The organism is Jannaschia sp. M317 (assembly GCF_025141175.1).
Classification (GTDB): Bacteria; Pseudomonadota; Alphaproteobacteria; order Rhodobacterales; family Rhodobacteraceae; genus Jannaschia.
The window spans coordinates 960,037-982,400 of sequence record NZ_CP081155.1; the positions used below are offsets into that span (position 1 = coordinate 960,037).

Genomic DNA, 22,364 nt, shown 5'->3' on the forward strand with positions numbered 1-22,364 from the left:
CCTGTCGTTTCCCCGCGCGCCGCGCCTGACCCCTGCGGCGGCGCAGGCGGGCCTTTCGCACCCCCGCACCGCATGCGCGTTGCGATATGGGGTCGGGTTGCGTAGGCACAGGCTGATTTCGGCGTAGGAGCGTGACCCATGGACTTTGACTATGACCTCTTCGTGATCGGCGGTGGCTCTGGCGGCGTGCGCGCGGCGCGGCTGACGGCGCTGGGCGGCAAAAAGGTCGGATTGGCCGAAGAAAGCCGTATGGGCGGCACCTGTGTGATCCGGGGCTGCGTGCCCAAGAAGCTGATGGTCTACGCATCCGAATACCCCGAAGCGATCGAGCAGGCCCGCAACTATGGCTGGGGTGCCGAAAAGGGCAGCTTCGACTGGGACACCTTCAAGGGGCATCTCAACAAGGAGTTGGACCGCCTGGAAGGGGCCTATGAGGGCAACGCCGAAAAGGCGGGTGTCGATATCTTCAAGCAGCGCGGCAAGGTGGCCGATGCCCATACGGTCGAACTGGCCGATGGCACCCGCAAGACCGCCAAGCACATCCTGATCGCCGTCGGTGGCCGCCCGGCGCGCCCCGAGATGGACGGCGCAGAGCATGGCATCGTCTCTAACGACCTGTTCAATCTGCCGAAACTGCCGGGCAAGATGCTGATCGTGGGCGCGGGCTATATCGGTTGTGAATTCGCGGGCATTTTCAACGGGCTGGGCGTCGACGTAGAGATGTTCATCCGCAAGGCGCAGATCCTGCGCGGCTTTGACGACGAGGCGCGCGGCCATGTCGCCGATTGCATGCAGGCGCGCGGCGTGACGTTCCACACCGGCTGTGCCCCCATCGCCATCGAAAAGCGGGGGGACAAGGTCTGGGTCAAGGGATCGAACGGACACGAAGAAGAATATGACACCCTGCTCTGGGCGACGGGGCGCAAGCCCAACACCGATGGCCTTGGCCTCGAAGAGGTCGGGGTCAAGCTGAACCGGCGTGGCGCCATCGAGGTCGACGACTATGGTCAGACCGCCGTCCCGTCGATCTATGCGTTGGGCGATGTCATCGGCAAGGTCGAGCTGACGCCGGTCGCCATCCGCGAAGCGGTCGCCTTCCACGAAACGGTGTTCAAGGGCAACAAGACCAAGATGGATTACGACCTGATCCCGTCGGCCACCTTTACGCAGCCGGAACTGGCGACCTGTGGCCTGACCGAGGAACAGGCTGAGGAGGCGGGCCCGACGAACGTCTACGCCACCGCCTTCCGCCCGATGCAGAGCGCCTTTGCGGGCGGCGATGAACGGGTCCTGTTCAAGATGCTGACCGAACGCGACACCGACAAGATCGTCGGCATCCACATCGTCGGTCCCGCCGCCGCCGAGATGATGCAATTCGTCGCGGTCGCCATGAAGATGGGCGCAACCAAGGCCGATTTCGACCGAACCTGCGCGATCCACCCGTCCATGGCCGAAGAACTGGTCACCCTGAAGGATCCTGTGCGCGTGCTCGCTTGAAGTTGCAGCCCCGCGCGCCAATGTTACAAGCGCACCGAGACTGACGACATTGAATTGAAGGGACATGCCTGATGGCAGGAACTGGCGGCCCCTGGGGGGGCGGTGGCAACTCCGGCGGCGGACGCGGGCCGAACGACGGTAATGATCGACCGAACGGGGGCAAGCGGCCCCAGCGGGGCGAGGGTCCCAACATACCGGAGATCGACGATCTGGTCCGCAAGGGCCAGGATCAGCTGCGCGTCCTGATGGGCGGTCGCGGCGGTGGTCCGCGTTCGCCAGGTGGCGGCGGCGGTGGTGGTGGCGGGTTCGAGTTGAACCGCGCAACCATCGGCATCGCGGTCGTGGCGGCCCTGGGGCTCTGGCTGTATCAGTCGGCCTATACGGTCCGACCCGAAGAGCAATCGGTGGAACTGTTCCTGGGCGAATTCTCCGGGACCGGTCAATCGGGTCTGAACTTCGCGCCCTGGCCGTTGGTCACCAAGGAGGTGATCCCGGTCACAACCGAACGGACCGTCGACATCGGCGTCAATCGCGGCAGCCGGGACGAACGCGGCCTGATGCTGACGGGCGACGAGAACGTGGTCGACATCGACTTCCAGGTGGCCTGGAACGTCTCCGACCCTGCGCGTTTCCTGTTCAACTTGCGTGACCCGGAACAGACGATCCGCGCCGTGTCCGAATCGGCCATGCGAGAAATCGTGGCCCGCTCCCAGCTGGCACCGATCCTGAACCGGGACCGGGGCATCATCGCCGAAGAACTGTCCACGTTGATCCAGTCGACGCTGGATAGCTACGACAGCGGCGTGAACATCCTGCGCGTCAACTTTGACCGTGCCGATCCGCCCGAGCAGGTGATCGACGCCTTCCGCGAGGTGCAGGCCGCCGAGCAGCAGCGCGACCGCCTGCAATCCGAAGCCGACGCCTACGCCAACCGCGTCCTTGCTGGTGCACGCGGTGAAGCGGCGCAGCTTCTGGAAGAGGCCGAGGGCTATCGCGCCCGTGTCGTCAACGAAGCCGAGGGTGAAGCCTCTCGCTTTACGGCCGTTCTGCAGGAATACGTCAACGCGCCCGACGTGACCCGCAAGCGTCTCTACCTGGAGACGATGGAGCAGGTGCTGGGAGACGTCGACAAGATCATCGTCGACAGCAACATCGGCGGCGAAGGCGGCGGTGGTCAGGGTATCGTGCCCTATCTGCCCTTGAATGAGCTGCGCCGTGGGGGAAGCAACTGATGAATCGTTCCATGTACTTGTTGCCCGCAGCCGCCGTCGTCATCGCGCTGATCTTCTCGTCCCTTTATGTTGTGGATGAACGTCAGAAGGCGTTGGTCCTGCAATTCGGTCGCGTGGTCGACGTCAAGGAAGACCCCGGTTTGGCCTTCAAGCTGCCGCTGGTGCAGAACGTCGTCTACTACGATGACCGGATCCTGTCGCGCGACGTGGAGCCGTTGGAGGTCACGCCCTCGGACGACCGTCGACTGGTCGTCGACGCCTTCGCCCGCTACCGCATCGTCGATGTGGAACGCTTCCGCGAGGCGGTCGGTCCCGGTGGCATCCTGTTTGCCGAATCGCGTCTTGACTCCATCCTCCGCTCCAAGCTGCGGGAGGTTCTGGGCTCCGTGTCGTCAAACGACATCCTGTCCGAGGATCGCGCCGCCCTGATGTTGCGGATCGCGACGGCCGCCCGTGCCGAAGCCCTGGCGCTGGGGCTGGAGATCATCGACGTGCGCCTCAAACGCACGGATCTGCCGCCGCAGAACCTGGACGCCACCTTTGCCCGGATGCGCGCAGAGCGTGAGCGGGAGGCCGCCGACGAGATCGCACGCGGTGAAGAAGCCGCTCAGCGGATTCGGGCCCAGGCCGACCGGACCGTGGTAGAGTTGACCTCGGAGGCGCGCCGCGAGGCGGAGATCGCCCGAGGTGAGGCGGATGCACTGCGCAACAACATCTTCGCGCAGGCATTTTCCAGCGACCCGGAATTCTTTGAGTTCTATCGGTCGCTTACAGCGTACACACGGGCGCTGCAGGGGTCGAATTCGACCATGGTCCTGTCACCGGATTCGGAATTCTTCGACTATCTGAAGACCGACAGCCCGCTTGGTCGCACGACCCGTCCTGCCCCCGCTGTGGCAGAGGCGGAGGCCGTGGTCGAAGAGGCCCCGGAGGTTGAGGCAGATACGCCAGCAACCGAGGTGCCCGCAGCCGAGAGCACCGGAAACTGATCTCTGACAGATAGAATGACAGGAAAGGGCCCCTTTGAGGGGCCCTTTGCACGTCAGGCCCTTGGCGAGATGGGGGCTCCGCCTTACGTTGCGTTCAGATCGTCTCACGCCGTTGTGAAGGTCTGCGCGTTGTATTGATCGCGACTGATGCTGACATGCAACGCATAGACCGCCCCTGAGACGGGCGCGAGCAGGACGTCAGGAGGAAATTTTGAACACAGTCATGAACACGCAACGGCCCATCGGTGCGCTCCGCGCATTGGCCGTTTTTGCCATCGGCCTGGTCATGCTGATTGTCAGCAGCCTCGCCGCGGCGGCCCAGGGCCGTCCCGATACCTTTGCCGACCTGGTCGACCAGGTGTCCGGCGCAGTGGTGAACATCACGACCAACACGACCGTTGCCGCTTCGGCCCCCGGTCCGAACCGCGGCAATCCGCTGGAAGACTTCTTCGAAGAATTCCGCGACCGCAACAACCAGGGCCGCCCGGAACGTCCTAGCCGCCGGGGCTCCGCCCTTGGCTCTGGCTTCGTGATTTCGGAAGACGGCTATATCGTCACCAACAACCACGTCATCGAAAACGCCGACGAGATCCTGATCGAGTTCTTCTCGGGCGAGGAACTGCCTGCCGAACTGGTTGGCACCGATCCCAACACCGACATCGCCCTGCTCAAGGTCGACAGCGCCAAACCGTTGCCCTTCGTCCCCTTTGGCGACAGCGACGTGATGCGCACCGGTGACTGGGTCATGGCCATGGGCAACCCGCTGGGCCAGGGTTTCTCGGTCAGCGCAGGCATCGTCTCCGCCCGTGAGCGGGAGTTGCAGGGCGCCTACGACGACTACATCCAGACCGACGCGGCCATCAATCGGGGCAACTCCGGCGGGCCGCTGTTCAACCTGGATGGTGAGGTGATCGGCGTGAACACGGCGATCCTGTCGCCCAATGGCGGCTCCATCGGGATCGGTTTTGCCATGTCCTCGAATGTCGTCACCAATGTCGTCGACCAATTGCAGGAATTCGGCGAAACCCGTCGGGGTTGGCTGGGCGTGCGCATCCAGGACGTCGATCCGGAACTGGCCGAGGCCCTGGGCCTGGAGAGCGCGAACGGCGCATTGGTCACCGATGTGCCCGACGGCCCCGCCAAGGAGGCCGGGATCCTGCCGCGCGACGTGATCGTGACGTTCGACGGAACGGACATCGAGAACACGCGGGAATTGGTGCGCACCGTCGGCAACGCGCCAGTGGACAAGGCCGTGCGTGTGATCGTCTTCCGCGATGGCGAAGAGCAGACCCTGCTTGTGACGCTTGGCCGCCGCGAAGAGGCAGAGGCAGCCGTTCCCGCCTCGGCGCAGCAACCGTCGCAACCCAGCTCGGTGGAGTTGATGGGCATGACCGTGTCCGATCTGACCGATGAGTTGCGCGCGCAGCTGGGCCTGGACACGGACGCGAGCGGTCTGGTCGTGGCCGATATCGATCCCGACAGCTCTGCCTATACCAAGGGTCTGCGCGCCGGTGACCTGATCGAAGAGGCGGGCCAGGTTCGCGTCGAAACGATCCGTCAACTGGAAGACCGCCTGGCCGAGGCCCGCGAGGCTGGACAGAAAAGCTTCCTGCTGTTGATCCGGCGCGGCGGCGATCCTCGTTTTGTGGCGCTGGCGCTCGACGACGAATAAACCCTGCCAAACGGCAACTTGGACGGGCCCCTTTCGAGGGGCCCGTTTGCGTTCAGCGGTTCAGCGACATCCAGCCAAGGATCAACCCGATCAGGATCGGCTGATGCAAAAGGTAGATGGCCAGGGAATGACGTCCCGGCCAGATCAACCATGCAGGGAGGGGGCCAGACCCGGGCCGCGCGCTGCGCAACAGATCCCACGCGCCGATTCGCGTTCCGATCCGCCCCACGGCCAGTCCAATCAGCATCGGGGCCAGCCAGGGCACCAGCGGCTCGTAATCCATCATTGGCGGTACACGCGTCCCCAGGCCAGTCCAGATCCAGGCGGGACCGTCGAACGCCGCAAGGGACACCCCCGGCCCAAAGATCAACAGCGCCGCGGCGACGATCAGGGTCAGCCAACCGGGCAGCCATAAAAAGGCGAGCGAGACGACGGAAAACAGCGCAATGGCATGCAGAATGCCGAACCGCACCCAGGCAGCGGGCAGCGCCACATAGGTCGCCGCAGAAACCGCCAGCGCCCCGGCCGCGACAAACGCGACCCGCCGCCAGAACGGCCCGGCCTGAAACCCGGTGCCATGCGCAAGCCAGAGGCCAAGCCCCGCCAGCGCAAGAAAACTGCCGGCAATGCCCTTGGCCCAAGCGTCGAAAAGTGCGCCGTAGGTCAGCCACGGCGGCGCCAGCCCATACATCCGAAGGTCGAAGAGAAAATGAAAGGCCACCATGTTGGCGATGGCGAGCGTGCGCGCGAAATCAATGGCCGCGATCCGCCCGGCAGCCCCGCTCATGCGCCGCGACCAAGCGCCACGAGGCCCAAAGCCTTGGCCGACTCGTTGGACAGAGTCCCGCTTTCCAGTCCGAGCGGGGTCTGGAACGCCTGCACGGCGGCGCGCGTCGGCACGTCGTAAAAGCCGTTGATCTCTCCTCCGTAGAGGCCACGGACCTGCAAGGCGCGCTGGATCTGCTGCACGAAAACCGGGTCACGATCGCGCAGGGGGCACGGGGTTTCGAACCAGTTCTCGCCCCGGTCCTGGACGATCCGGGTCGAGGTCACCGTGCGGAACCGGGCGGGGGACAGGATGGTGCCGTCGGGATGACGGACGGCCGGAACCTCTTGCACCTGTGACGTCACCGTTTCCAACACGGCGGGCGTGATCCCGCGCGCATAGCAGGCCCCCGGCCGCGGATCGGCAGGCCCGAAATTGCGCGACACCTCTTCGACCGTCGCGCCGGTGCAGGCGGCAAGACAGCTGAGACTCGCGATCAGTAGGGCTTTGGCCATGGGGCTCGCACTCGGATTTCGCCACTCCTTGCGTGGGCGGCGTTGCCCGGCACCCTAGCGGACTGGCGGCGCGGGACAAATGGCCGGTGCGGTGCCGGGGCGGTCGTGGCGCGGATCGACCCGTGACATGTTGCACCTGCGCCACCCGGACGCTACCTCGGGAAGAGCGTTCAGGAGACAAGACCATGGCCAAAATCACCTACATCGAGCACGGCGGCACCGAACACGTCGTTGACGTCCCCACCGGTCTGACCGTCATGGAAGGTGCCCGAGACAACAACATTCCCGGCATCGAGGCGGATTGCGGCGGCGCCTGCGCCTGCTCGACCTGTCACGTCTATGTCGATGCCACCTGGGTCGAAAAGCTGCCGGCCAAGGACGCGATGGAAGAGGACATGCTCGACTTCGCCTATCAGCCCGACCCGTCGACGTCCCGTCTTACCTGTCAGTTGAAGGTGACGGATGCGTTGGACGGGCTGGTCGTGCGGATGCCCGAAAAGCAGATCTGATGCCGGGGCGTCCTTGGAGGGAGGCGCCGCGTCCACCGATGCACCCCTGGCGGGCGGCCCTGCGCGGCGCGGCGTTGTCGGTGGCGTGTCTGGCGGGCGGTGCAGGCTCTGCGCTGGCCTGTGGCGATGCGGCCCAAGACGCGTTGCCTGGTGCGACTGATGTGCAGGGGGCCTTTGTGGCCTGGTACGCGGATGCGACCACGTCCTATGGCCATGACATCATGGGATCCGTCCAGGACGCGTTGACCTTGCGCGCGGTTCTGAACGATGACTGCCGTGTTCTCGAAGTTGCCGCAGGGGCGGGGCACGTGTTCGAGGATATCGCGCCGCGCCTGACCGATGTGGACGGCGATGGCCTGCCCGAAGTGGTGGCCGTCCGCAGTTCACTGACTGAAGGGGCGCAATTGATCGTCTATCGTGCGCAGGGCGATGCGCTGGTGCCGCTTGCCGCCACGCCTCCGATCGGCCGCCGAAACCGCTGGCTCGCGCCCGCAGCCTGGGGGGACCTGGACGGCGACGGTGCCTGGGAAGTTGCGTATGTCGATCGTCCTCATCTGGCGAAGACGCTGCGGATCTGGCGGCTGGACGGGCAAACTCTCCGCGAAATTGCGCAGCTGAGCGGCGTCACCAACCATCGAATCGGAGAGCCTTTCATTTCGGGAGGCCTCAGGGTCTGCGGAACAGAGCACGAGATCGTCCTCGCGTCCGCCAATTGGGCCCGCCGCGTGATTGTGAAGGTCGCAGGTGAGATCACGGCAGAAGACGCGGGTCCCTGGGCGCCGGATACATCGCTGTTGTGTGACTGAAAACAAAGCGACCCCCGCCGAGCAGATGCTCTGACGGGGGCCGCGTGCCGCAACGCACCTCGGAAAGGGAAACCGGGGAGGGGAGTGAAGCGCGTCGCACGGTCCGGGCGGGGAGGCACCCGGACCGCGAGGGGGTGGCTAGTGGATCAGTCGTCCAGCTCGCTCTGACGTTCGATCTCGGCGAAGATGTCGGCGTTGTAGGCCGGGGTCGTGGCGACCAGCGTCGCGCCGTTCTGGCCGGTGAAGTCGTTCGCGGTGTCCGCGTCCGAGTTGAACAGGGCGAAGACCGCGCCCAGACCGCCCGAGCGGCTGGAGACAACGACCCGGTCGCCGTCCAGGTTGATCAGCGAAACGGCGTCGTTCGCGACGTCCACGTCCTGGTTGAAGTGCGCGATGGCGGCGGCAGCGCCCGATCCGACCTGAGCAGAGGCGGCACCGGTCAGAGCGGCGGAAGCGACGAGGGCGGAGATGATGAGGGTTTTCATAACGTTAGTCCTTTTGCGGTGGACCCTGTGGTTGCGGCGGGCCCGTTTGGGTTTGATGCGGGGCGGTGTGTGTTGCCCTGCTGATGAACCCTATTTGCGCCTTGCAGACCTGACATTCAACAAACGAAACCGTGAGGATAACGCGATAAACGTGCATATATGCACATACACTTCTCCGCCCCGCACCCCCCTCACGCCCGCGCGACGAGGCCTCGCGCGGGTGTGATCGAACCCTGCGAAACCGCAACAAAGGTGAGGGGATAGGTCGCTATGACGGGGTGAGTCGGACGCTCGGGGGGGAGTCGGCCTACGCACACCGGGGGAAATTCGACAGATGCGCAGGCGATACCCCCGCGACCGTGCATCGACAGCTTACGCCCCGGGCATCGTCAAACGCACAGCCATTCATGAGTTCCGTTCGCTGGTCGGGTGCCGCGATCCTGTGTGTGGCCCTTGACCCGCCCAGACATGCGCAGATCGCACCATGAAAGGCGGAACATCATGCAGGCGACCGGATGCGCGGGGCGGGCATGACTCGCGTCCTCGGACAGCTGGGCTAGCTGCGCCGCCAGGACGGCGACCGGCTGGCGCGTCGCCGGTTGCCACGCTCTGGGACGACAGCCGGTGCCTCTGTGGCCTGACGGATCGCGGACCAGGGTCGCGACCGCAACGCCGGCCACCGCATGTAGCGCAGCCTCGGGGTGGCCCGAGGTATCGCCACCCGATACGACCGAAGGTCCCGGTCGCAACCCTGGCCCTGTTGCGGGTGAGGTCCGATGTGGCGTCAGGCGAAGGCGGCCTCCAACGCGATTTCCACCATGTCCCCGAACGAGGACTGACGGTCAGCGGCCGGCAGCGCCTCATGCGTCAGGAGGTGGTCGCTGATCGTCAGCACAGCCAACGCGCGACAGCCGTGGCGTGCCGCCAGATTGTACAGCTCGGCGGCCTCCATCTCGACGGCAAGGATGCCGTGACGGGTCATCATCTCGGTCAGGTCGGGGCGTTCGTCGTAAAACACGTCCGAGGAATAGATACCGCCGACATGCACCGTGCACTCCCGCCCCGTGGCCGCGCGATGGGCCGCCGAGAGCAGGCCGAAATCGGCGCAGGGGGCAAAGGTCACCTCTCGGAAGATCCCTGCCGAGGGGGTGGAGATCGACGACGCCGTCTGTGCCAGGATCACATCGCGGATAGCCACGTGGTTCTGCATTGCCCCGGCTGATCCGATACGGATCAGCGTGCGCGCGCCATATTGTGTGATCAGCTCGTTGGCGTAGATCGACAGCGACGGCATCCCCATGCCAGAGCCGTGGATCGTCACCCGGTTGCCGCGCCAGGTTCCGGTGAAACCCAGCATGCCCCGCACGTCGTTCACCAGTTCGGGCGCGTCCAGAAAGGTTTCGGCGGCCCATTTGGCGCGCAAGGGGTCGCCCGGCATCAGAACGGTCTCTGCGATCTGGTCTCTTTCGGCGCGGATATGGGGGGTCATGGCATTCTCCAAAAGCAAAAGGGGCGCTGCCCGCGCCCCCTTCTAATTCCGAATGAGAAAGAAAGGCTAGATCGCCATATCTTCCGGGGATTTCCCGGCTTCGATCGCCTCTTTGTACCAAGCAGGCTGGCGGCCACGGCCGGACCAGGTGACAGAGGCATTCTCGGGGTGGCGATACTTGGCCACGGATTTGGATGCACCCGCTTTTTTCGGGGCTTTGCCGCCGAACAGATCGGCGAGGGAATAACCCTCTTTGGCAAGCATCCCTTCGATCTCGCCGCGCAGCTCCTTGAGGCGGCGACCGTCGTATTCCGACTCGGCCTTTTCGATGGCTTTAAGCCGTTCCTGCGCCGCAGCGCGTTCCTTGGCCAGGTCGTCCTTGGTCATCTTGTCCACGTCCATAACAAATCCCCTCATTGCACAGGCTGAATTGCGCAATAAGCGGAGCTAATTTGTAAGGCAAGGGGAATCTATTCTGCGGCGATTACCTTGGGGTCGGCCAATTCGATGATGTCGCCCATGATCCGATTCAATTCGAAATCCTTTGGGGTGTAAATCGCGGCCACGCCCATGGACTTCAAGCGCGCCGCATCCTCGTCGGGAATGATGCCACCTACGATCACGGGGATGTCCGCCAATCCGGCGCAGCGCATTCTGTCCATCAGGTCTTCGACCAATGGCAGGTGCGATCCGGACAGGATCGACAATCCGACCACATGCGCGCCCTCATCTATTGCGGCGGTGACGATGGCCTCGGGGGTCAGGCGAATACCTTCATAGCGAATGGCCATGCCGCAATCGCGGGCGCGCACGGCAATCTGTTCGGCCCCGTTGGAATGCCCGTCCAATCCCGGCTTTCCCATCAGGAAGGTCAGCCGCCGTCCCAGCCGGTCGCTGACGGCGTCCACTGCGGCGCGCAGATCGTCCAGACCCTCTGTCCGGTTCGACGGAGAGGAGGACACGCCGGTCGGCCCGCGGTACTCCCCGTGAATGCGGCGCATGACGCCCGCCCATTCGCCCGTCGTGACGCCCGCCTTGGCCGCTTCGATAGAGGGGGGCATGATATTGGTCCCCTCGCGCGCGGCGCGTGCCAGGGCGTCCAGCGCGGCCTCGACGGCGACATCGTCCCGGTCCGTGCGCCAGGCGGCCAGACGGTCGATCTGGTCCGCCTCTACCGCCGGGTCGACCGTCATGATGCCCCCGTCTTCACCCACCAGTGGCGAGGGTTCGGCCTCTGTCCAGGCATTGACGCCCACGACCGTTGTTTCGCCCCGTTCAATACGGCCCAGACGGTCTGCGTTTGACTCCACCAGCCGCGCCTTCATGTATTCGATGGCCGCGACCGCGCCGCCCATTCCATCCAGAACGGCCAATTCCGCGCGCGCGCCTTCTTTCAGGATTTCGACCTTTGCCGCCACAACCGGAGAGCCGTCGAACAAGTCGCCGTATTCCAGCAAGTCGGTTTCATAGGCCAAAACCTGTTGCATTCGCAGGGACCATTGTTGGTCCCAGGGGCGCGGCAGGCCCAGGGCCTCGTTCCAGGCGGGCAATTGAACCGCGCGCGCGCGCGCGGATTTGCTGAGCGTCACCGCAAGCATTTCCAGAAGGATCCGGTAGACGTTGTTTTCCGGCTGCTGTTCCGTCAGCCCAAGGGAATTGACCTGAACGCCATAACGGAACCTGCGGTATTTCGGATCTTCCACGCCATAGCGTTCGGTGCAAATCTCGTCCCAAAGCTCGACAAAGGCGCGCATCTTGCACATCTCGGTGACGAACCGGATGCCGGCATTGACGAAAAAGGAAATGCGCCCGACCAGGCGGGGAAAGTCCTCGGCAGGGACCTTGTCCCGCAATTCGTCCAGAACGGCGGTTGCGGTGGCCAGGGCAAAGGCCAGTTCCTGTTCCGGCGTGGCCCCCGCCTCTTGCAGGTGATAGGAACAGACATTCATCGGGTTCCATTTCGGAATGGCGGAATAGCAATATTCGGCCACATCGGAAATCAGCTTCATCGACGGTTTGGGCGGCAGGACATAGGTGCCCCGGCTCAGGTATTCCTTGACGATGTCGTTCTGAACCGTGCCCTGCAACAGGGTCGTATCCGCGCCCTGTTCCTCGGCGACGGCGACATAAAGCGACAGAAGCCAGGGGGCCGTCGCGTTGATCGTCATCGAGGTGTTCATCTGTTCCAGCGGGATGTCCTTGAACAGGGCCCGCATGTCGCCCAGGTGCGAAACCGGAACACCGACTTTGCCGACCTCGCCCCGCGACAGGATATGGTCACTGTCGTAGCCTGTCTGCGTCGGCAGGTCGAAAGCAACCGAAAGACCGGTCTGCCCCCGTGCCAGGTTCGATCGATAAAGGGCGTTTGACTTGGCCGCAGTCGAGTGGCCGGCATAGGTGCGGAACAACCAGGGGCGATCTTTCTGCGACATGGCGAAGCCTCGTGTAACAATATTACGTTGAGGTGTTGATACTGGACATATCCCGTAAGTGTCAATTCGCTGCATTGCAGCACGGTGGGATCGGTCGTTTCCTCCCTCCGGGGGGCGATTATATTTGTACAAAACGGGGTAGTCCGCCCTGCGGACTTCCCCCAAACTGTGGCAAGTCCGGCCTGTCCGGGGTCCGCCGCCAAGAGGTGCCTGCCTTGATTGCCCCGCCCCGCCGCATCGCCAGATGAGCCAGACGGTCGAGATTCCGATCTGGGCGCTGGTGCTGCTGGGACTGTTCGCGGCGGTGACCTTTGCGTCGCATTTCCTGTTTCCCTCGGTCCGCTGGTTCTTTCGCAAGCGGGCGGAACGGTTGGTGGCGCAGTTGAACACACGCCTTGCCCGCCCGATCCAGCCGTTCAAACTGGCCCGGCGCCACGATACGGTGAACCGTCTGACCCACGATCCGCAGGTGGCGCAGGCGATCATTGATCACGCCAGGGCAGAAGGCGTGCCAAGCGAAGTCGCCTTCGAAACCGCCCGTCGATATGCCCGAGAGATCGTGCCGGGGTTTTCCGCCACGCTCTATTTTACGGTCGCCATGCGCCTGTCCCGCTGGCTATCGCGCGGCCTCTACCGTGTCCGCGTCACCGGAGAGGAGCGCGCGCTTCAGGACATAGACCCGACCGCTACCGTGATTTTCGTTCTCAACCATCGGTCCAACATGGATTACGTGCTGGTGACCTGGCTTGCCGCGCGACAAACCGCGCTGGCCTATGCGGTCGGTGAATGGGCGCGCCGCTGGCCTCTGGCCCCGTTGATCCGCGCCTTGGGCGGCTATTTCGTGCGGCGCAGGGATCTTAACCCGCTGTATCGCAAGGTTCTTGCCCGCTATATCCAGATCGCCACCGAGAATGGCGTGACCCAGGCCGTCTTTCCCGAAGGCCGGCTCAGCCGGGACGGTGCCCTGCAGCCCCCCAAGCTGGGCATCCTCAGCTATATCGTCACCGACCACGACCCCGAAGATGCGCGCGATGTCGTCTTTGTGCCTGTCGCGGTGAACTACGAACGCGTGCTCGAGGATCGCGTTCTGATCGCCGCGCGCAACAAGGGGGCGGCCGCGTTTCGTCTGCGTTGGTGGATGGTGGCGCGCTATCTCTGGCGGCATCTGCAGTTGCGACTGACCGGGCGGTTCACGCGCTTTGGCTATGCGGCGGTGTCGTTCGGGCAGCCCCTGTCGCTGCGCCGGTTTCTCTGGCGCGGTCATGCGGATCCGACCGAAGCCTTGGGCGCAGAGTTGATGACACGGCTGGAGGCGGTGCTGCCGGTCCTGCCCATGGCGCTGACCTGTGCCGCGCTGGAACACGGGGCCCGGTCGGTGGCCGATGTGGCGGCGTATATCGCAACGCAGGCCGACACCTTTGCGCGGGCCGGTCATGCGGTCCACACGAACGAGGCCGAGGCGGACCAACTCGCCCGCACCTCGCTGCGCATGCTGGAGGTGCGCGGCGCTCTGCGCCTTGCCGATGATCGAATCACCTTGTCCAGGGATTGGGCCCCGGTCATCGCCTTCTACGCGCGGACCTTGCCAGTGCAGAAAGCCACCGAGACATAAAATTACAAGATGGATAAACTTTCAGGTTGATAATTGCGGGTGGGGTGGTAAGTCCTGTTGCAACGCAGCAATTCGTTCCGCAGTGCGGCACATCACATCCCGGAGGTTTCCATGGCTCTTGATACACAACCCGCCCAGCCGGCCTACGACGCCCCGATCAAGGATCTGTACGAGCTGGGCGAAATGCCCCCGATGGGCCACGTGCCCAAGCAGATGTATGCTTGGTCCATCCGCCGCGAACGTCACGGCAACCCCGATACCGCCATGCAGCAGGAGATCGTGGATATCCCCGAGCTGGACAGCCACGACGTGCTGGTCCTCGTGATGGCGGCGGGCGTGAACTACAATGGTGTCTGGGCCGCGCTTGGTCAGCCGATCAGCCCGTTTGACGGCCATAAGCAGCCATATCACATCGCCGGATCCGACGCCTCGGGCATCGTCTGGGCGGTGGGTGACAAGGTGAAGCGCTGGAAGGTCGGCGACGAGGTCGTGATCCATTGCAACCAGGACGACGGTGACGACGAGGAATGCAACGGCGGCGACCCGATGTATTCCGCCAGCCAACGTATCTGGGGCTACGAGACACCAGACGGGTCCTTTGCGCAGTTCACGAATGTGCAGGCCCAGCAGCTGATGCCGCGCCCCAAGCACCTGACCTGGGAAGAGGCCGCCTGCTACACGCTGACGCTGGCGACGGCCTACCGGATGCTGTTCGGGCATGAACCCCACGACCTGAAGCCCGGCCAGAACGTTCTGGTCTGGGGCGCCTCGGGGGGGCTGGGGTCCTACGCGATCCAGCTGATCAACACGGCGGGGGCCAATGCGATCGGCGTCATCTCGGACGAGAGCAAGCGCGACTTTGTCATGGGGCTGGGGGCCAAGGGGGTTCTCAATCGCAAGGACTTCGATTGCTGGGGCCAGCTGCCCAAGGTGAACACCCCGGAATACGCGACCTGGTTCAAAGAGGCGCGCAAGTTCGGCAAGGCGATCTGGGACATCACCGGCAAGGGCACCAATGTTGACATGGTGTTCGAACACCCGGGCGAGGCGACGTTCCCCGTGTCCACCTTCGTTGTGAAAAAGGGCGGCATGGTCGTGATCTGCGCAGGCACCACCGGGTTCAACCTGACCTTCGACGTGCGCTACATGTGGATGCATCAGAAGCGCTTGCAGGGCTCGCACTTTGCCCATCTCAAGCAGGCCGCGGCCGCCAACAAGCTGATGGTGGAACGGCGCCTTGATCCCTGCATGTCGGAATGCTTTGACTGGGCCGACCTGCCCGAGGCGCATATGAAGATGCTCCGCAATGAGCATAAGCCGGGCAACATGTCCGTTCTGGTGCAGGCCCCCAAGACTGGCCTGCGCACCCTCGAAGATGTTCTGGAGGCCGGCAAACCGGACTGACATCACCCATCGTGCGCACAGGCGGCCTCGTCCCTAACGGGACGGGGCCGTTTTCGATTCGTTCTGCATGTTCTTGGGGATCAAGGCCTTGGAAACCGGTACCCCGCCAGAAATGGGGAGGGTCGATCTGCGAATTTCGGGCGAATTCCGGGTCGGATAGGCTGTCTTTAAGAGTTCGTTAACCTCCGCGAAGGGAATGTCAGATGTCGAAGAACTGGATCATCGAGGTGTTGGGCGACCTGCGCGGATTTGCGAGCGTCAATGACATGCCGAACCTGGCCGAACAGCTGGAAGAGGCAATCGTCGTGGCCATCGCGGAAATCGGGCAGGTGCCCGCGCCGCAACAGGCGGACCTGCATGGCGCGGAAGTTGGACGATATACTGGACCGGTTGCAGGCTGCGACTGATCTGGCCGCATTGGAACGGGTCGTTTTCGACCTGAGGGACGCCTACGACGTCGAACATCTCGTCTATCACTCGGTCAGATCGGGCGGCGATCAATGGGCCGCCCTGACATATGGTCAGGACTGGGTGGATGCCTACGTCGAGAACAACTTTCAGACCATCGACCCCGTCGTCCTGTCCTGCTTTCGCGGCTTCACCCCCGTTGACTGGAAGGCGCTGGACTGGTCGGGACGCCCCGCCCGCACCTTGCTGGGCGAGGCGGTCGCCAATGGCCTGGGCAATCAGGGCTACAGCCTGCCGATCCGGGGACCGTCGGGGCAATTCGCGCTGTTCACGGTCAACCACCGCATCGGCGACGACAGCTGGGGCCGCTTTACCCGCGCCAATATGCACGAGCTGCTGCTGGCCGCGCATTACGTCAACGAACGCGCCCTTGTGTTGGGCGGCGAAGGCCCGCCCCCGCATCAGGCGCTGTCCCCGCGAGAGACGGACGCCCTGACCTTGCTGGCTGCGGGCAAGAGCCGGGCGCAGGCGGCTGAACGGCTGAAGATCTCGGAACACACCCTGCGCGTCTATATCGAAAGCGCCCGCTTCAAATTGGGTGCGTTGAATACCACCCACGCGGTCGCCAATGCCCTGTCGCGCGGGCTCATCTGTCTGTGAGCACGGGGCGTTACGGATAATCTAAGGCAGCGCACGGTGACAAACCGTTAACCCGCTCCCGATCACCCCTTTTTGTCAGATGCTGACAAAAGGGTGCGCCCGTGATCCACTATATTTATTCCACCGACTTCGACCGCCATGGCGATCTTGTGGCAGGCATGTTCCGCGACCGCACCGCGCAGTTTCGCGACCGCATGCATTGGGACGTCACCGTTGATGCGCTGGGCTGGGAAACGGATGCCTATGACGCGCTAGATCCACTTTATGTCATCGCCGCAGACGGGCAGGGCCGTCATATGGGATCGATGCGGTTTCTGCCCACGACCGGCCCGACCATGTTGGGCGAGGTTTTTCCCCATCTGACCGGGGGCGGGTCGATCCGGTCCCCGCGGGTTTGGGAATGCACCCGTTTCTGCCTGTCGCCCAAGGCCGGCAGCGGTGTCGCGCGGCAGCTTCTGCTTGCAGCGAGCGAGCTGGGCCTGGGGCTGGGCCTGACCCATTCGGTCGGCGTTTTTGATGCGCCCATGACCCGCGTCTATCGCCGTCTCGGCTGGCAGCCGGAGGTTCTGGGCACCCGCGATGGCATCTCTGCCGGGGTCTGGACCTTCTCCGAGGCGGTCCACGATCGTCTGCTCGGCCTTGTTGGCATTCACCCCAGCCAGTCGCGAAACGACTTCGAGAGGACATTCGCCAGCCTTCTGCACGCAGAGCCCCTTTCCGTCCGGGCCTGAGGCGATATGAAAGGGCGATGACAACGCCCACGCTCTCCCCCGATCAGGCAGACGCCTGGGACCGCATCGCCGAGGTGCTGACCGACTCCGCCGTGCATCTGTCCGACGGCTACGCCACCGCCCGCGAGGATGACGACAGCCGCGTGCTGGCCGTCACGGGCAAGGCGGGCTCGGGCAAGACCCTGTTGCTGGCAGAGCTGGTAAAGGCCGCACGCGGCGCCGGGCTGGACCTGGTGTCGGGCGACTATGAACGCAAGGGCAAGGACCGGCGGTCGCTGGCGGTGTTGGCCCCGACCAACAAGGCGGCCAGTGTCTTGCGCACGCGCGGGGTGCCTGCCACGACGATCCACCGGATCCTCTATACCCCCGTCTACGATCCGGAATATGAGCGTATCGCGGAATGGCTGGCGGGCGACGCCGACCGCCCCGAAACCGAGGCCCTGACCGACGAGATGCTGGACCGCGCCAAGCGGGTCTACGACGAGACGGGATCGGTTCCCGGCGCGCTGGCGGCGGCGGGGCTGCGCGGGTCGGACTTCATCACCGGATGGAAGCGACGGGAGAACCCGCTGGACGTGGGCTTTGTCGACGAATCCTCCATGCTCGACGACCGCCAGTTCGAGGACCTGAAAGAGATCTTCCCGACCCTCGTCCTGTTCGGAGATCCGGCGCAGCTGGCCCCGGTGAACCAATCGGGCCGCATGGTGTTCGACCGTTTTCAAGGCGACGACCACCTGCATCTGGACCGCGTCCACCGCCAGGAGGCGGACAGCCCGATCCTGGACCTGGCCCATGCGCTTGGCGACCCGGAGCTGGGCTTTTACGAGTTCGAACAGATGGTCGAGGCCGCCGCCGCCCGCGACGACCGCGTCGTCGTGGCGGGCCGGGTCGACAGCGATCTGATGGCGCGGTCGCCCGTGCTGGTCTGGCGCAACGCCACCCGTATCCGCCTGATCCGCGCCTTCCGGCAGGCACATGGGGCCGACGACACGCATCTGCTGCCGGGCGAGCCCTTGATCTGCGACGGGCTGGAGCTGCCTCTCAAGCACCGCAAGCGGCGTATCGACCTGGAGGCGCGGGGCCTGATCAAGGGGGCGCAGGTCGTCTATCTGGGGCCAGGCCGCAAGCCGGGGTTCAGCAAGCTGCACGTCGTTGGCGCGCCGGAGCCGGAAATTTCCGTCAGCTCTATCGTCAAGATCGAGCATCCCGACGAGGAAGAGCCGTTCCTGCCCTTCGCCGCTCACATGGGGGCTGCGTTTCTGCACGGGGCGGCGGTTACCACGCACAAGGCGCAGGGGTCGCAATGGGACGTGGTGCAGGTCTTTGCCCCCGATCTCTATGCCGCGTCCCGCGCCGGTCGGATGGAGGCGGGGCAGGCCCTGTGGAAACGCCTGGCCTATGTGGCGATCACCCGCGCGGCCACCCGGCTTGTCTGGGTGAAACGCTATGCCCTGGCGATGCCCAAGGCCCCGCTGGACACCGCCGACCTGAAGGTCGATCCTGCGCCCCTGGCATTGACCGCAGAGGAGGCCCCGCAATGAAGACGATCCTGATCACCGGTGCGTCCTCGGGCATCGGGGCAGCAACTGCGCGGCTGTTCCTGACCCAGGGCTGGACCGTGGGCCTGATGGCGCGGCGCGCAGATGCGTTGCGCGCGGTTGCGGGCGATCACCCGAACGCCCATGTCCTGCCGGGCGATGTGACGGACCCGGCCGCCGCCGAAGCCGTCGTGTCCGATTTCGCAGGCCGCGCTGGTCGGTTGGACGTCTTGTTCAACAACGCGGGCCTGTTCGTGCCCGCCGCTGCCATCGACGAGACGGCGGTGGACGACTGGCACCGTGCCGTGGCCGTCAACCTGACCGGGATGTTCCTGATGGCGCGCGCCGCCTTTGGCGTGATGCGGGCGCAAGGGGGCGGGCGGATCGTCAACAACGGCTCGATCAGCGCGCATGTCCCCCGCGAAGGGGCGGTGACCTATACGGTCACGAAACACGCGGTGACCGGGCTGACCCGGCAACTGGCGCTGGACGGTCGGGACCTGAACATCGCCTGCGGACAGATCGACATCGGCAACGCCAAGACCCCGATGCTGGAGGCGCTGGACGCAGCCCAGCGGGACGCAGGCGGTGACGGTGTGCCGATGATGGCGGTGGAGGATGCGGCCAAGGCGGTGCTGCACATGGCATCCCTGCCCGAGGGAACGAACGTGCTGACCATGACGATCATGGCTAACGGCATGCCCTACGTCGGTCGCGGCTAGGGCCGGCACGTCCGGGCGGGGGCACCCGGCCCGGAACAGACCCCTCAGGTGACGGCGCGCGCCTCGGCGAAGGACAGCAGGCGTTTGCTTTTCTCGTCCCACAGGTGCAGCCGCGCGTTCACCAGGCTTTCGCGGATGGTCATGCGGTTGCCCTCGTCCAATGCAGCGTGGTCCCGCAGGACCTCGGGCAGGCGGTAAAAGGGGATACGGCTGTAAAGGTGGTGGACGTGGTGGATGCCGATATTCGCGCTCATCCACTGCAGGACCTTGGGCATCACGTAGTGCGACGACCCATGAAGCGCGGATTCGTGCAGATCCCAATCGGCGCCATCTTCCCAGTTCGTGGCCTCGAACTGGTGCTGCACATAGAACAGCCAGACCCCGGCCGTCGCCGCCAGCAAGGTGGAGGGCAGGAAGATCAAAAGGATCGGGGCGGCGCCGCCAAAATAGAAGATCACACCCAGAACGGTCAGAATAGCCGCGTTGGTGTACATCGCACTGGCCCAATACCGCAGGTGCCCAGTCAGGCCCAGCGGCACCCGATTTGCCACAAAGAACTGCCAACCCGGTCCCAGACCGAACAGCACGATGGGGTTGCGATACAGGCGATAGCGAAACCGGCCCATCACGGTCAGCGCGCGATATTCGGCCACGGTCAGCGTGGTGATGTCGCCCAGGCCACGGAGGTCCAGGTTGCCCGCCGCACTGTGATGGATCGAATGTGCCCGCCGCCAGACGTCATAGGGCGTCAGCGTCAGCACGCCCAAGGCGCGGCCCAGCCAATCGCTGAGCGAACGGTTGTTGTAGAACGCCCCATGCCCGCAATCGTGTTGGATCGCGAAAAGCCGCAGCAGAAAACCCGCATTCACCAAGGATATCGCAAAGGCCAGCCAGCCGCTGACCGACAACGCCAGCCAAGCCAGAACCCATAGCGCGAGGAACGGGCCGAGGGTCACGGCCAGCTCGAACGTGCTGCGCCAAACGCTTGGGTTGCGGTAACCGGCCAGGATCTTGATCCAGTCGCGGGCGCGGGGGGTGTCGGCATCGGTACGACGGTCGGTGTGAGTGTCGGCCATGGACCTGCTTTTCTCGTGGTTTCGCGCCTTGTAGCGGGTTTGGCGCGTATCGCAACGCCCAAGGGCCGTCAGGGCAGAACGTACCGGAAGAACGCAGAGGCCAGCCACCCCGCCGAAATCGCGATGAACAGCGACAGCAACCCGTAGATCAGCGGCTGTTCATGGGCGAGGTTATAGATCAACCGCTCCATCCCGACCTTCTGAACGAAGATCGACGTCCCGTAGCTGTCGATCACCTGACCGTCGCGGGTCAGGAAGATACGGGTGTTGTAATTACCCTCGGTCAGATCGGCCGGCAGGGCGATCTTGGTCGAGAACAGCGTTGCATCGCGGATCTCCACCGTCGATTCCGCCAACGTGTATTGCGCCGCGGCCTCGCGGACCCGGACCAGTGCCTCCAGGAAGTCGGGGGCATCGGCGGCCGTTTCCGGGGCATCTTCGGCGCTGATCTTCTGGCGGGTGGACACCTTCCACAGGTCGTCCATCTCCGGCGTCAACGCGCGGTCCAGCGGGATGGAACTGGCGATGGCGTAAAAGCTGGGCGCACGGTCCACCTCTACGCCTTCGACGTTGACCCAGATGCCCAGGCGGCGTTCCTTCCGGCGGACGGTGACGGCTTCGTCCGGGCCCGCGATCGTGATGATGACCGCGATGGGCGATCCGGCAGGCACGGGTTCATCGCGCTTGATGGCCCCGAACACCAGGATTTCAGAGCCGTCGAACGACGTCGAGATCGCCACGCGGTCCTGGCTCAGGTCGGCGACGACCTCTTCTGCCGCGACGGGCAGGGCGGCCAGCACGACCGCGACAAGGCTCAGCAGGAAGGACCGCATCAGTGATCCCCCTCTGCGCCGACAGAGAACAGCTCTGATGGTTCGATGAGCAGGTCCAGCGCCAGCTTGGCGCAGACGATCAGAACCATGGCCGCCAGCAGGACGCGCAACTGCTCGGCCTTCAGCTTTGTCCCGATGCGGGTGCCGACCTGTGCACCAATCACACCCCCGACCAGCAGCAGAACCGCCAGCACCATGTCCACGGTGTAGTTCGTCGTCGCATGCAGCAGGGTCGCGAACCCGGTGACAAAGATGATCTGGAACAGCGAGGTGCCGACCACGACCTTGGTGGGCATGCCCAGCAGATAGATCATCGCGGGAACCATGATGAACCCACCGCCGACACCCATGATTGCGGCCAGGACGCCCACGAACAAACCGACCAGAAGCGGCGGAATGACCGAGATATACAGTCCCGAAGTCCGGAATTTCATCTTGAAGGGCAGCGCATGGATCCAGCCGCGCTGCCGCCGCACCGTCTTGGGCGCGGGGCCTTTGGCGCGGGACTTGCGGATGGCATTCAGGCTTTCGATGAACATCAGCCCGCCGATGATCCCCAGGAACACGACATAGCAAAGCTTGACCAGCAGATCGACCTGACCCAACGCCTTGAGCGCGGCAAAGACCTGCACACCCAGGCCCGCACCGACCAGACCGCCTATGAGCAGGACAAACCCCATCCTGAGGTCCACCGACTTGCGCCTGAAATGCGCCAGAACGCCGGAAAAGCTGGAGGCGACGATGATGTTCGCTTCGGTCGCGACCGCGACGGCGGGCGGGATGCCGATCATGAACAGAAGCGGCGTCATCAGAAAGCCGCCTCCGACACCGAACATGCCCGACAAGATGCCGACCATGCCGCCCAGCCCCACGAGGAGGAAGGCGTTGACCGAAACTTCGGCAATGGGAAGATAGATTTGCACGGGCTGCCCTCTCGGAGGATGCCCTGCAATAGTCCCAACCGCCCGCCAATTTCAAACCCCGAGCG

Annotated in this window: 22 protein-coding genes; 13 read left to right on the plus strand and 9 right to left on the minus strand. The window is 64.4% G+C overall.

Translation table 11 applies throughout. The features are described 5' to 3' along the window. Window positions 1-138: 138 nt before the first annotated feature. The 4 genes from gorA (at window position 139) to K3551_RS05085 (ending at window position 5,390) form a co-directional block, all read left to right on the plus strand. Window positions 139-1,497 (plus strand): glutathione-disulfide reductase, encoded by a 1,359-nt coding sequence (gorA, locus tag K3551_RS05070; protein ID WP_259918220.1) that lies wholly within the window; start codon window positions 139-141, stop codon window positions 1,495-1,497. Between the two features lie 71 nt (window positions 1,498-1,568). Then, a complete protein-coding gene (gene hflK, locus K3551_RS05075; RefSeq protein ID WP_259918221.1) occupies window positions 1,569-2,729 on the plus strand; it encodes an FtsH protease activity modulator HflK in 1,161 nt (386 codons plus the stop codon). After that, window positions 2,729-3,718 (plus strand): protease modulator HflC, encoded by a 990-nt coding sequence (hflC, locus tag K3551_RS05080; RefSeq protein WP_259918223.1) that lies wholly within the window; start codon window positions 2,729-2,731, stop codon window positions 3,716-3,718. The genes hflK and hflC overlap by 1 nt, the downstream gene beginning before the upstream one ends. A gap of 223 nt (window positions 3,719-3,941) precedes the next feature. Next, the gene (locus tag K3551_RS05085; protein WP_259919481.1) at window positions 3,942-5,390 is read left to right on the plus strand and encodes a Do family serine endopeptidase; all 1,449 of its coding nucleotides are present in this window, start codon (window positions 3,942-3,944) and stop codon (window positions 5,388-5,390) included. A gap of 52 nt (window positions 5,391-5,442) precedes the next feature. Here K3551_RS05085 and K3551_RS05090 read toward each other — a convergent pair whose 3' ends face one another. Together K3551_RS05090 and K3551_RS05095 are read right to left on the minus strand one after the other, a co-directional pair. Then, window positions 5,443-6,177 (minus strand): heparan-alpha-glucosaminide N-acetyltransferase, encoded by a 735-nt coding sequence (locus K3551_RS05090; protein ID WP_259918225.1) that lies wholly within the window; start codon window positions 6,175-6,177, stop codon window positions 5,443-5,445. Then, complete coding sequence (locus K3551_RS05095; RefSeq protein ID WP_259918226.1) at window positions 6,174-6,671, minus strand: peptidoglycan-binding protein; 498 nt, start codon at window positions 6,669-6,671, stop codon at window positions 6,174-6,176. The genes K3551_RS05090 and K3551_RS05095 overlap by 4 nt, the downstream gene beginning before the upstream one ends. A 185-nt stretch (window positions 6,672-6,856) precedes the next feature. On the opposite strand from K3551_RS05095, the gene K3551_RS05100 reads away from it, so the two are divergent. Continuing rightward, the gene (locus K3551_RS05100; RefSeq protein WP_259918228.1) at window positions 6,857-7,180 is read left to right on the plus strand and encodes a 2Fe-2S iron-sulfur cluster-binding protein; all 324 of its coding nucleotides are present in this window, start codon (window positions 6,857-6,859) and stop codon (window positions 7,178-7,180) included. Between the two features lie 38 nt (window positions 7,181-7,218). Beyond that, entirely contained in the window at window positions 7,219-7,986 is a 768-nt protein-coding gene (locus K3551_RS05105) for a VCBS repeat-containing protein (RefSeq protein ID WP_259918230.1), read from the plus strand. Window positions 7,987-8,132: 146 nt separating this feature from the next. On the opposite strand, the gene K3551_RS05110 is transcribed toward K3551_RS05105, so the two are convergent. The 4 genes from K3551_RS05110 to K3551_RS05125 all read right to left on the minus strand — a co-directional run bounded on the left by K3551_RS05110 (window position 8,133) and on the right by K3551_RS05125 (window position 12,392). Continuing rightward, window positions 8,133-8,471 (minus strand): hypothetical protein, encoded by a 339-nt coding sequence (locus K3551_RS05110; RefSeq protein ID WP_259918231.1) that lies wholly within the window; start codon window positions 8,469-8,471, stop codon window positions 8,133-8,135. Between the two features lie 784 nt (window positions 8,472-9,255). Next, the gene (deoD, locus tag K3551_RS05115; RefSeq protein WP_259918233.1) at window positions 9,256-9,960 is read right to left on the minus strand and encodes a purine-nucleoside phosphorylase; all 705 of its coding nucleotides are present in this window, start codon (window positions 9,958-9,960) and stop codon (window positions 9,256-9,258) included. A gap of 66 nt (window positions 9,961-10,026) precedes the next feature. Then, window positions 10,027-10,362: an H-NS histone family protein gene (locus tag K3551_RS05120; protein WP_259918235.1), complete on the minus strand. Its 336-nt coding sequence runs from the start codon at window positions 10,360-10,362 to the stop codon at window positions 10,027-10,029. A gap of 68 nt (window positions 10,363-10,430) precedes the next feature. Then, window positions 10,431-12,392, minus strand: coding sequence for a protein meaA (locus K3551_RS05125; protein WP_259918237.1), 1,962 nt, complete (start codon window positions 12,390-12,392; stop codon window positions 10,431-10,433). A 244-nt stretch (window positions 12,393-12,636) separates the two neighbouring features. Here K3551_RS05125 and K3551_RS05130 point away from each other — a divergent pair, with 244 nt between their 5' ends. From K3551_RS05130 to K3551_RS05160, 7 genes are all read left to right on the plus strand, one after another. Beyond that, window positions 12,637-14,004: a 1-acyl-sn-glycerol-3-phosphate acyltransferase gene (locus K3551_RS05130; protein WP_259918238.1), complete on the plus strand. Its 1,368-nt coding sequence runs from the start codon at window positions 12,637-12,639 to the stop codon at window positions 14,002-14,004. A gap of 111 nt (window positions 14,005-14,115) precedes the next feature. Beyond that, on the plus strand, window positions 14,116-15,408 hold the full coding sequence (gene ccrA / locus K3551_RS05135; protein ID WP_259918240.1) for a crotonyl-CoA carboxylase/reductase: 1,293 nt from the start codon (window positions 14,116-14,118) through the stop codon (window positions 15,406-15,408). Between the two features lie 203 nt (window positions 15,409-15,611). Beyond that, a complete protein-coding gene (locus tag K3551_RS05140) occupies window positions 15,612-15,815 on the plus strand; it encodes a hypothetical protein (protein ID WP_259918242.1) in 204 nt (67 codons plus the stop codon). Further along, the gene (locus K3551_RS05145; protein WP_259918244.1) at window positions 15,766-16,476 is read left to right on the plus strand and encodes an autoinducer binding domain-containing protein; all 711 of its coding nucleotides are present in this window, start codon (window positions 15,766-15,768) and stop codon (window positions 16,474-16,476) included. Before K3551_RS05140 ends, K3551_RS05145 begins: the two co-directional genes overlap by 50 nt. A 101-nt stretch (window positions 16,477-16,577) precedes the next feature. Then, window positions 16,578-17,207, plus strand: a complete 630-nt coding sequence (locus K3551_RS05150; RefSeq protein WP_259918245.1) for an acyl-homoserine-lactone synthase — start codon at window positions 16,578-16,580, stop codon at window positions 17,205-17,207. Window positions 17,208-17,224: 17 nt separating this feature from the next. After that, window positions 17,225-18,748 (plus strand): ATP-dependent RecD-like DNA helicase, encoded by a 1,524-nt coding sequence (locus tag K3551_RS05155; protein ID WP_259918246.1) that lies wholly within the window; start codon window positions 17,225-17,227, stop codon window positions 18,746-18,748. Beyond that, entirely contained in the window at window positions 18,745-19,467 is a 723-nt protein-coding gene (locus K3551_RS05160) for an SDR family oxidoreductase (RefSeq protein WP_259918248.1), read from the plus strand. Before K3551_RS05155 ends, K3551_RS05160 begins: the two co-directional genes overlap by 4 nt. Before the next feature lie 44 nt (window positions 19,468-19,511). Here the strand turns inward: K3551_RS05160 and K3551_RS05165 are convergent, their stop codons facing one another. From K3551_RS05165 to K3551_RS05175, 3 genes are all read right to left on the minus strand, one after another. Beyond that, window positions 19,512-20,543, minus strand: coding sequence for a fatty acid desaturase (locus K3551_RS05165; protein ID WP_259918249.1), 1,032 nt, complete (start codon window positions 20,541-20,543; stop codon window positions 19,512-19,514). Between the two features lie 68 nt (window positions 20,544-20,611). Further along, window positions 20,612-21,376: a TIGR02186 family protein gene (locus K3551_RS05170; RefSeq protein ID WP_259918250.1), complete on the minus strand. Its 765-nt coding sequence runs from the start codon at window positions 21,374-21,376 to the stop codon at window positions 20,612-20,614. Further along, window positions 21,376-22,299, minus strand: a complete 924-nt coding sequence (locus K3551_RS05175) for a sulfite exporter TauE/SafE family protein (protein WP_259918252.1) — start codon at window positions 22,297-22,299, stop codon at window positions 21,376-21,378. The genes K3551_RS05170 and K3551_RS05175 overlap by 1 nt, the downstream gene beginning before the upstream one ends. Window positions 22,300-22,364: the final 65 nt, after the last annotated feature.

Bases quoted from the DNA above. Each gene is read 5' to 3' on its own strand.
- gorA (WP_259918220.1), top strand. From the start codon at position 139: ATGGACTTTGACTATGACCTCTTCGTGATCGGCGGTGGCTCTGGCGGC.
- hflK (WP_259918221.1), top strand. From the start codon at position 1,569: ATGGCAGGAACTGGCGGCCCCTGGGGGGGCGGTGGCAACTCCGGCGGC.
- hflC (WP_259918223.1), top strand. From the start codon at position 2,729: ATGAATCGTTCCATGTACTTGTTGCCCGCAGCCGCCGTCGTCATCGCG.
- K3551_RS05085 (WP_259919481.1), top strand. From the start codon at position 3,942: ATGAACACGCAACGGCCCATCGGTGCGCTCCGCGCATTGGCCGTTTTT.
- K3551_RS05090 (WP_259918225.1), bottom strand. From the start codon at position 6,177: ATGAGCGGGGCTGCCGGGCGGATCGCGGCCATTGATTTCGCGCGCACG.
- K3551_RS05095 (WP_259918226.1), bottom strand. From the start codon at position 6,671: ATGGCCAAAGCCCTACTGATCGCGAGTCTCAGCTGTCTTGCCGCCTGC.
- K3551_RS05100 (WP_259918228.1), top strand. From the start codon at position 6,857: ATGGCCAAAATCACCTACATCGAGCACGGCGGCACCGAACACGTCGTT.
- K3551_RS05105 (WP_259918230.1), top strand. From the start codon at position 7,219: ATGCACCCCTGGCGGGCGGCCCTGCGCGGCGCGGCGTTGTCGGTGGCG.
- K3551_RS05110 (WP_259918231.1), bottom strand. From the start codon at position 8,471: ATGAAAACCCTCATCATCTCCGCCCTCGTCGCTTCCGCCGCTCTGACC.
- deoD (WP_259918233.1), bottom strand. From the start codon at position 9,960: ATGACCCCCCATATCCGCGCCGAAAGAGACCAGATCGCAGAGACCGTT.
- K3551_RS05120 (WP_259918235.1), bottom strand. From the start codon at position 10,362: ATGGACGTGGACAAGATGACCAAGGACGACCTGGCCAAGGAACGCGCT.
- K3551_RS05125 (WP_259918237.1), bottom strand. From the start codon at position 12,392: ATGTCGCAGAAAGATCGCCCCTGGTTGTTCCGCACCTATGCCGGCCAC.
- K3551_RS05130 (WP_259918238.1), top strand. From the start codon at position 12,637: ATGAGCCAGACGGTCGAGATTCCGATCTGGGCGCTGGTGCTGCTGGGA.
- ccrA (WP_259918240.1), top strand. From the start codon at position 14,116: ATGGCTCTTGATACACAACCCGCCCAGCCGGCCTACGACGCCCCGATC.
- K3551_RS05140 (WP_259918242.1), top strand. From the start codon at position 15,612: ATGTCGAAGAACTGGATCATCGAGGTGTTGGGCGACCTGCGCGGATTT.
- K3551_RS05145 (WP_259918244.1), top strand. From the start codon at position 15,766: ATGGCGCGGAAGTTGGACGATATACTGGACCGGTTGCAGGCTGCGACT.
- K3551_RS05155 (WP_259918246.1), top strand. From the start codon at position 17,225: ATGACAACGCCCACGCTCTCCCCCGATCAGGCAGACGCCTGGGACCGC.
- K3551_RS05160 (WP_259918248.1), top strand. From the start codon at position 18,745: ATGAAGACGATCCTGATCACCGGTGCGTCCTCGGGCATCGGGGCAGCA.
- K3551_RS05165 (WP_259918249.1), bottom strand. From the start codon at position 20,543: ATGGCCGACACTCACACCGACCGTCGTACCGATGCCGACACCCCCCGC.
- K3551_RS05170 (WP_259918250.1), bottom strand. From the start codon at position 21,376: ATGCGGTCCTTCCTGCTGAGCCTTGTCGCGGTCGTGCTGGCCGCCCTG.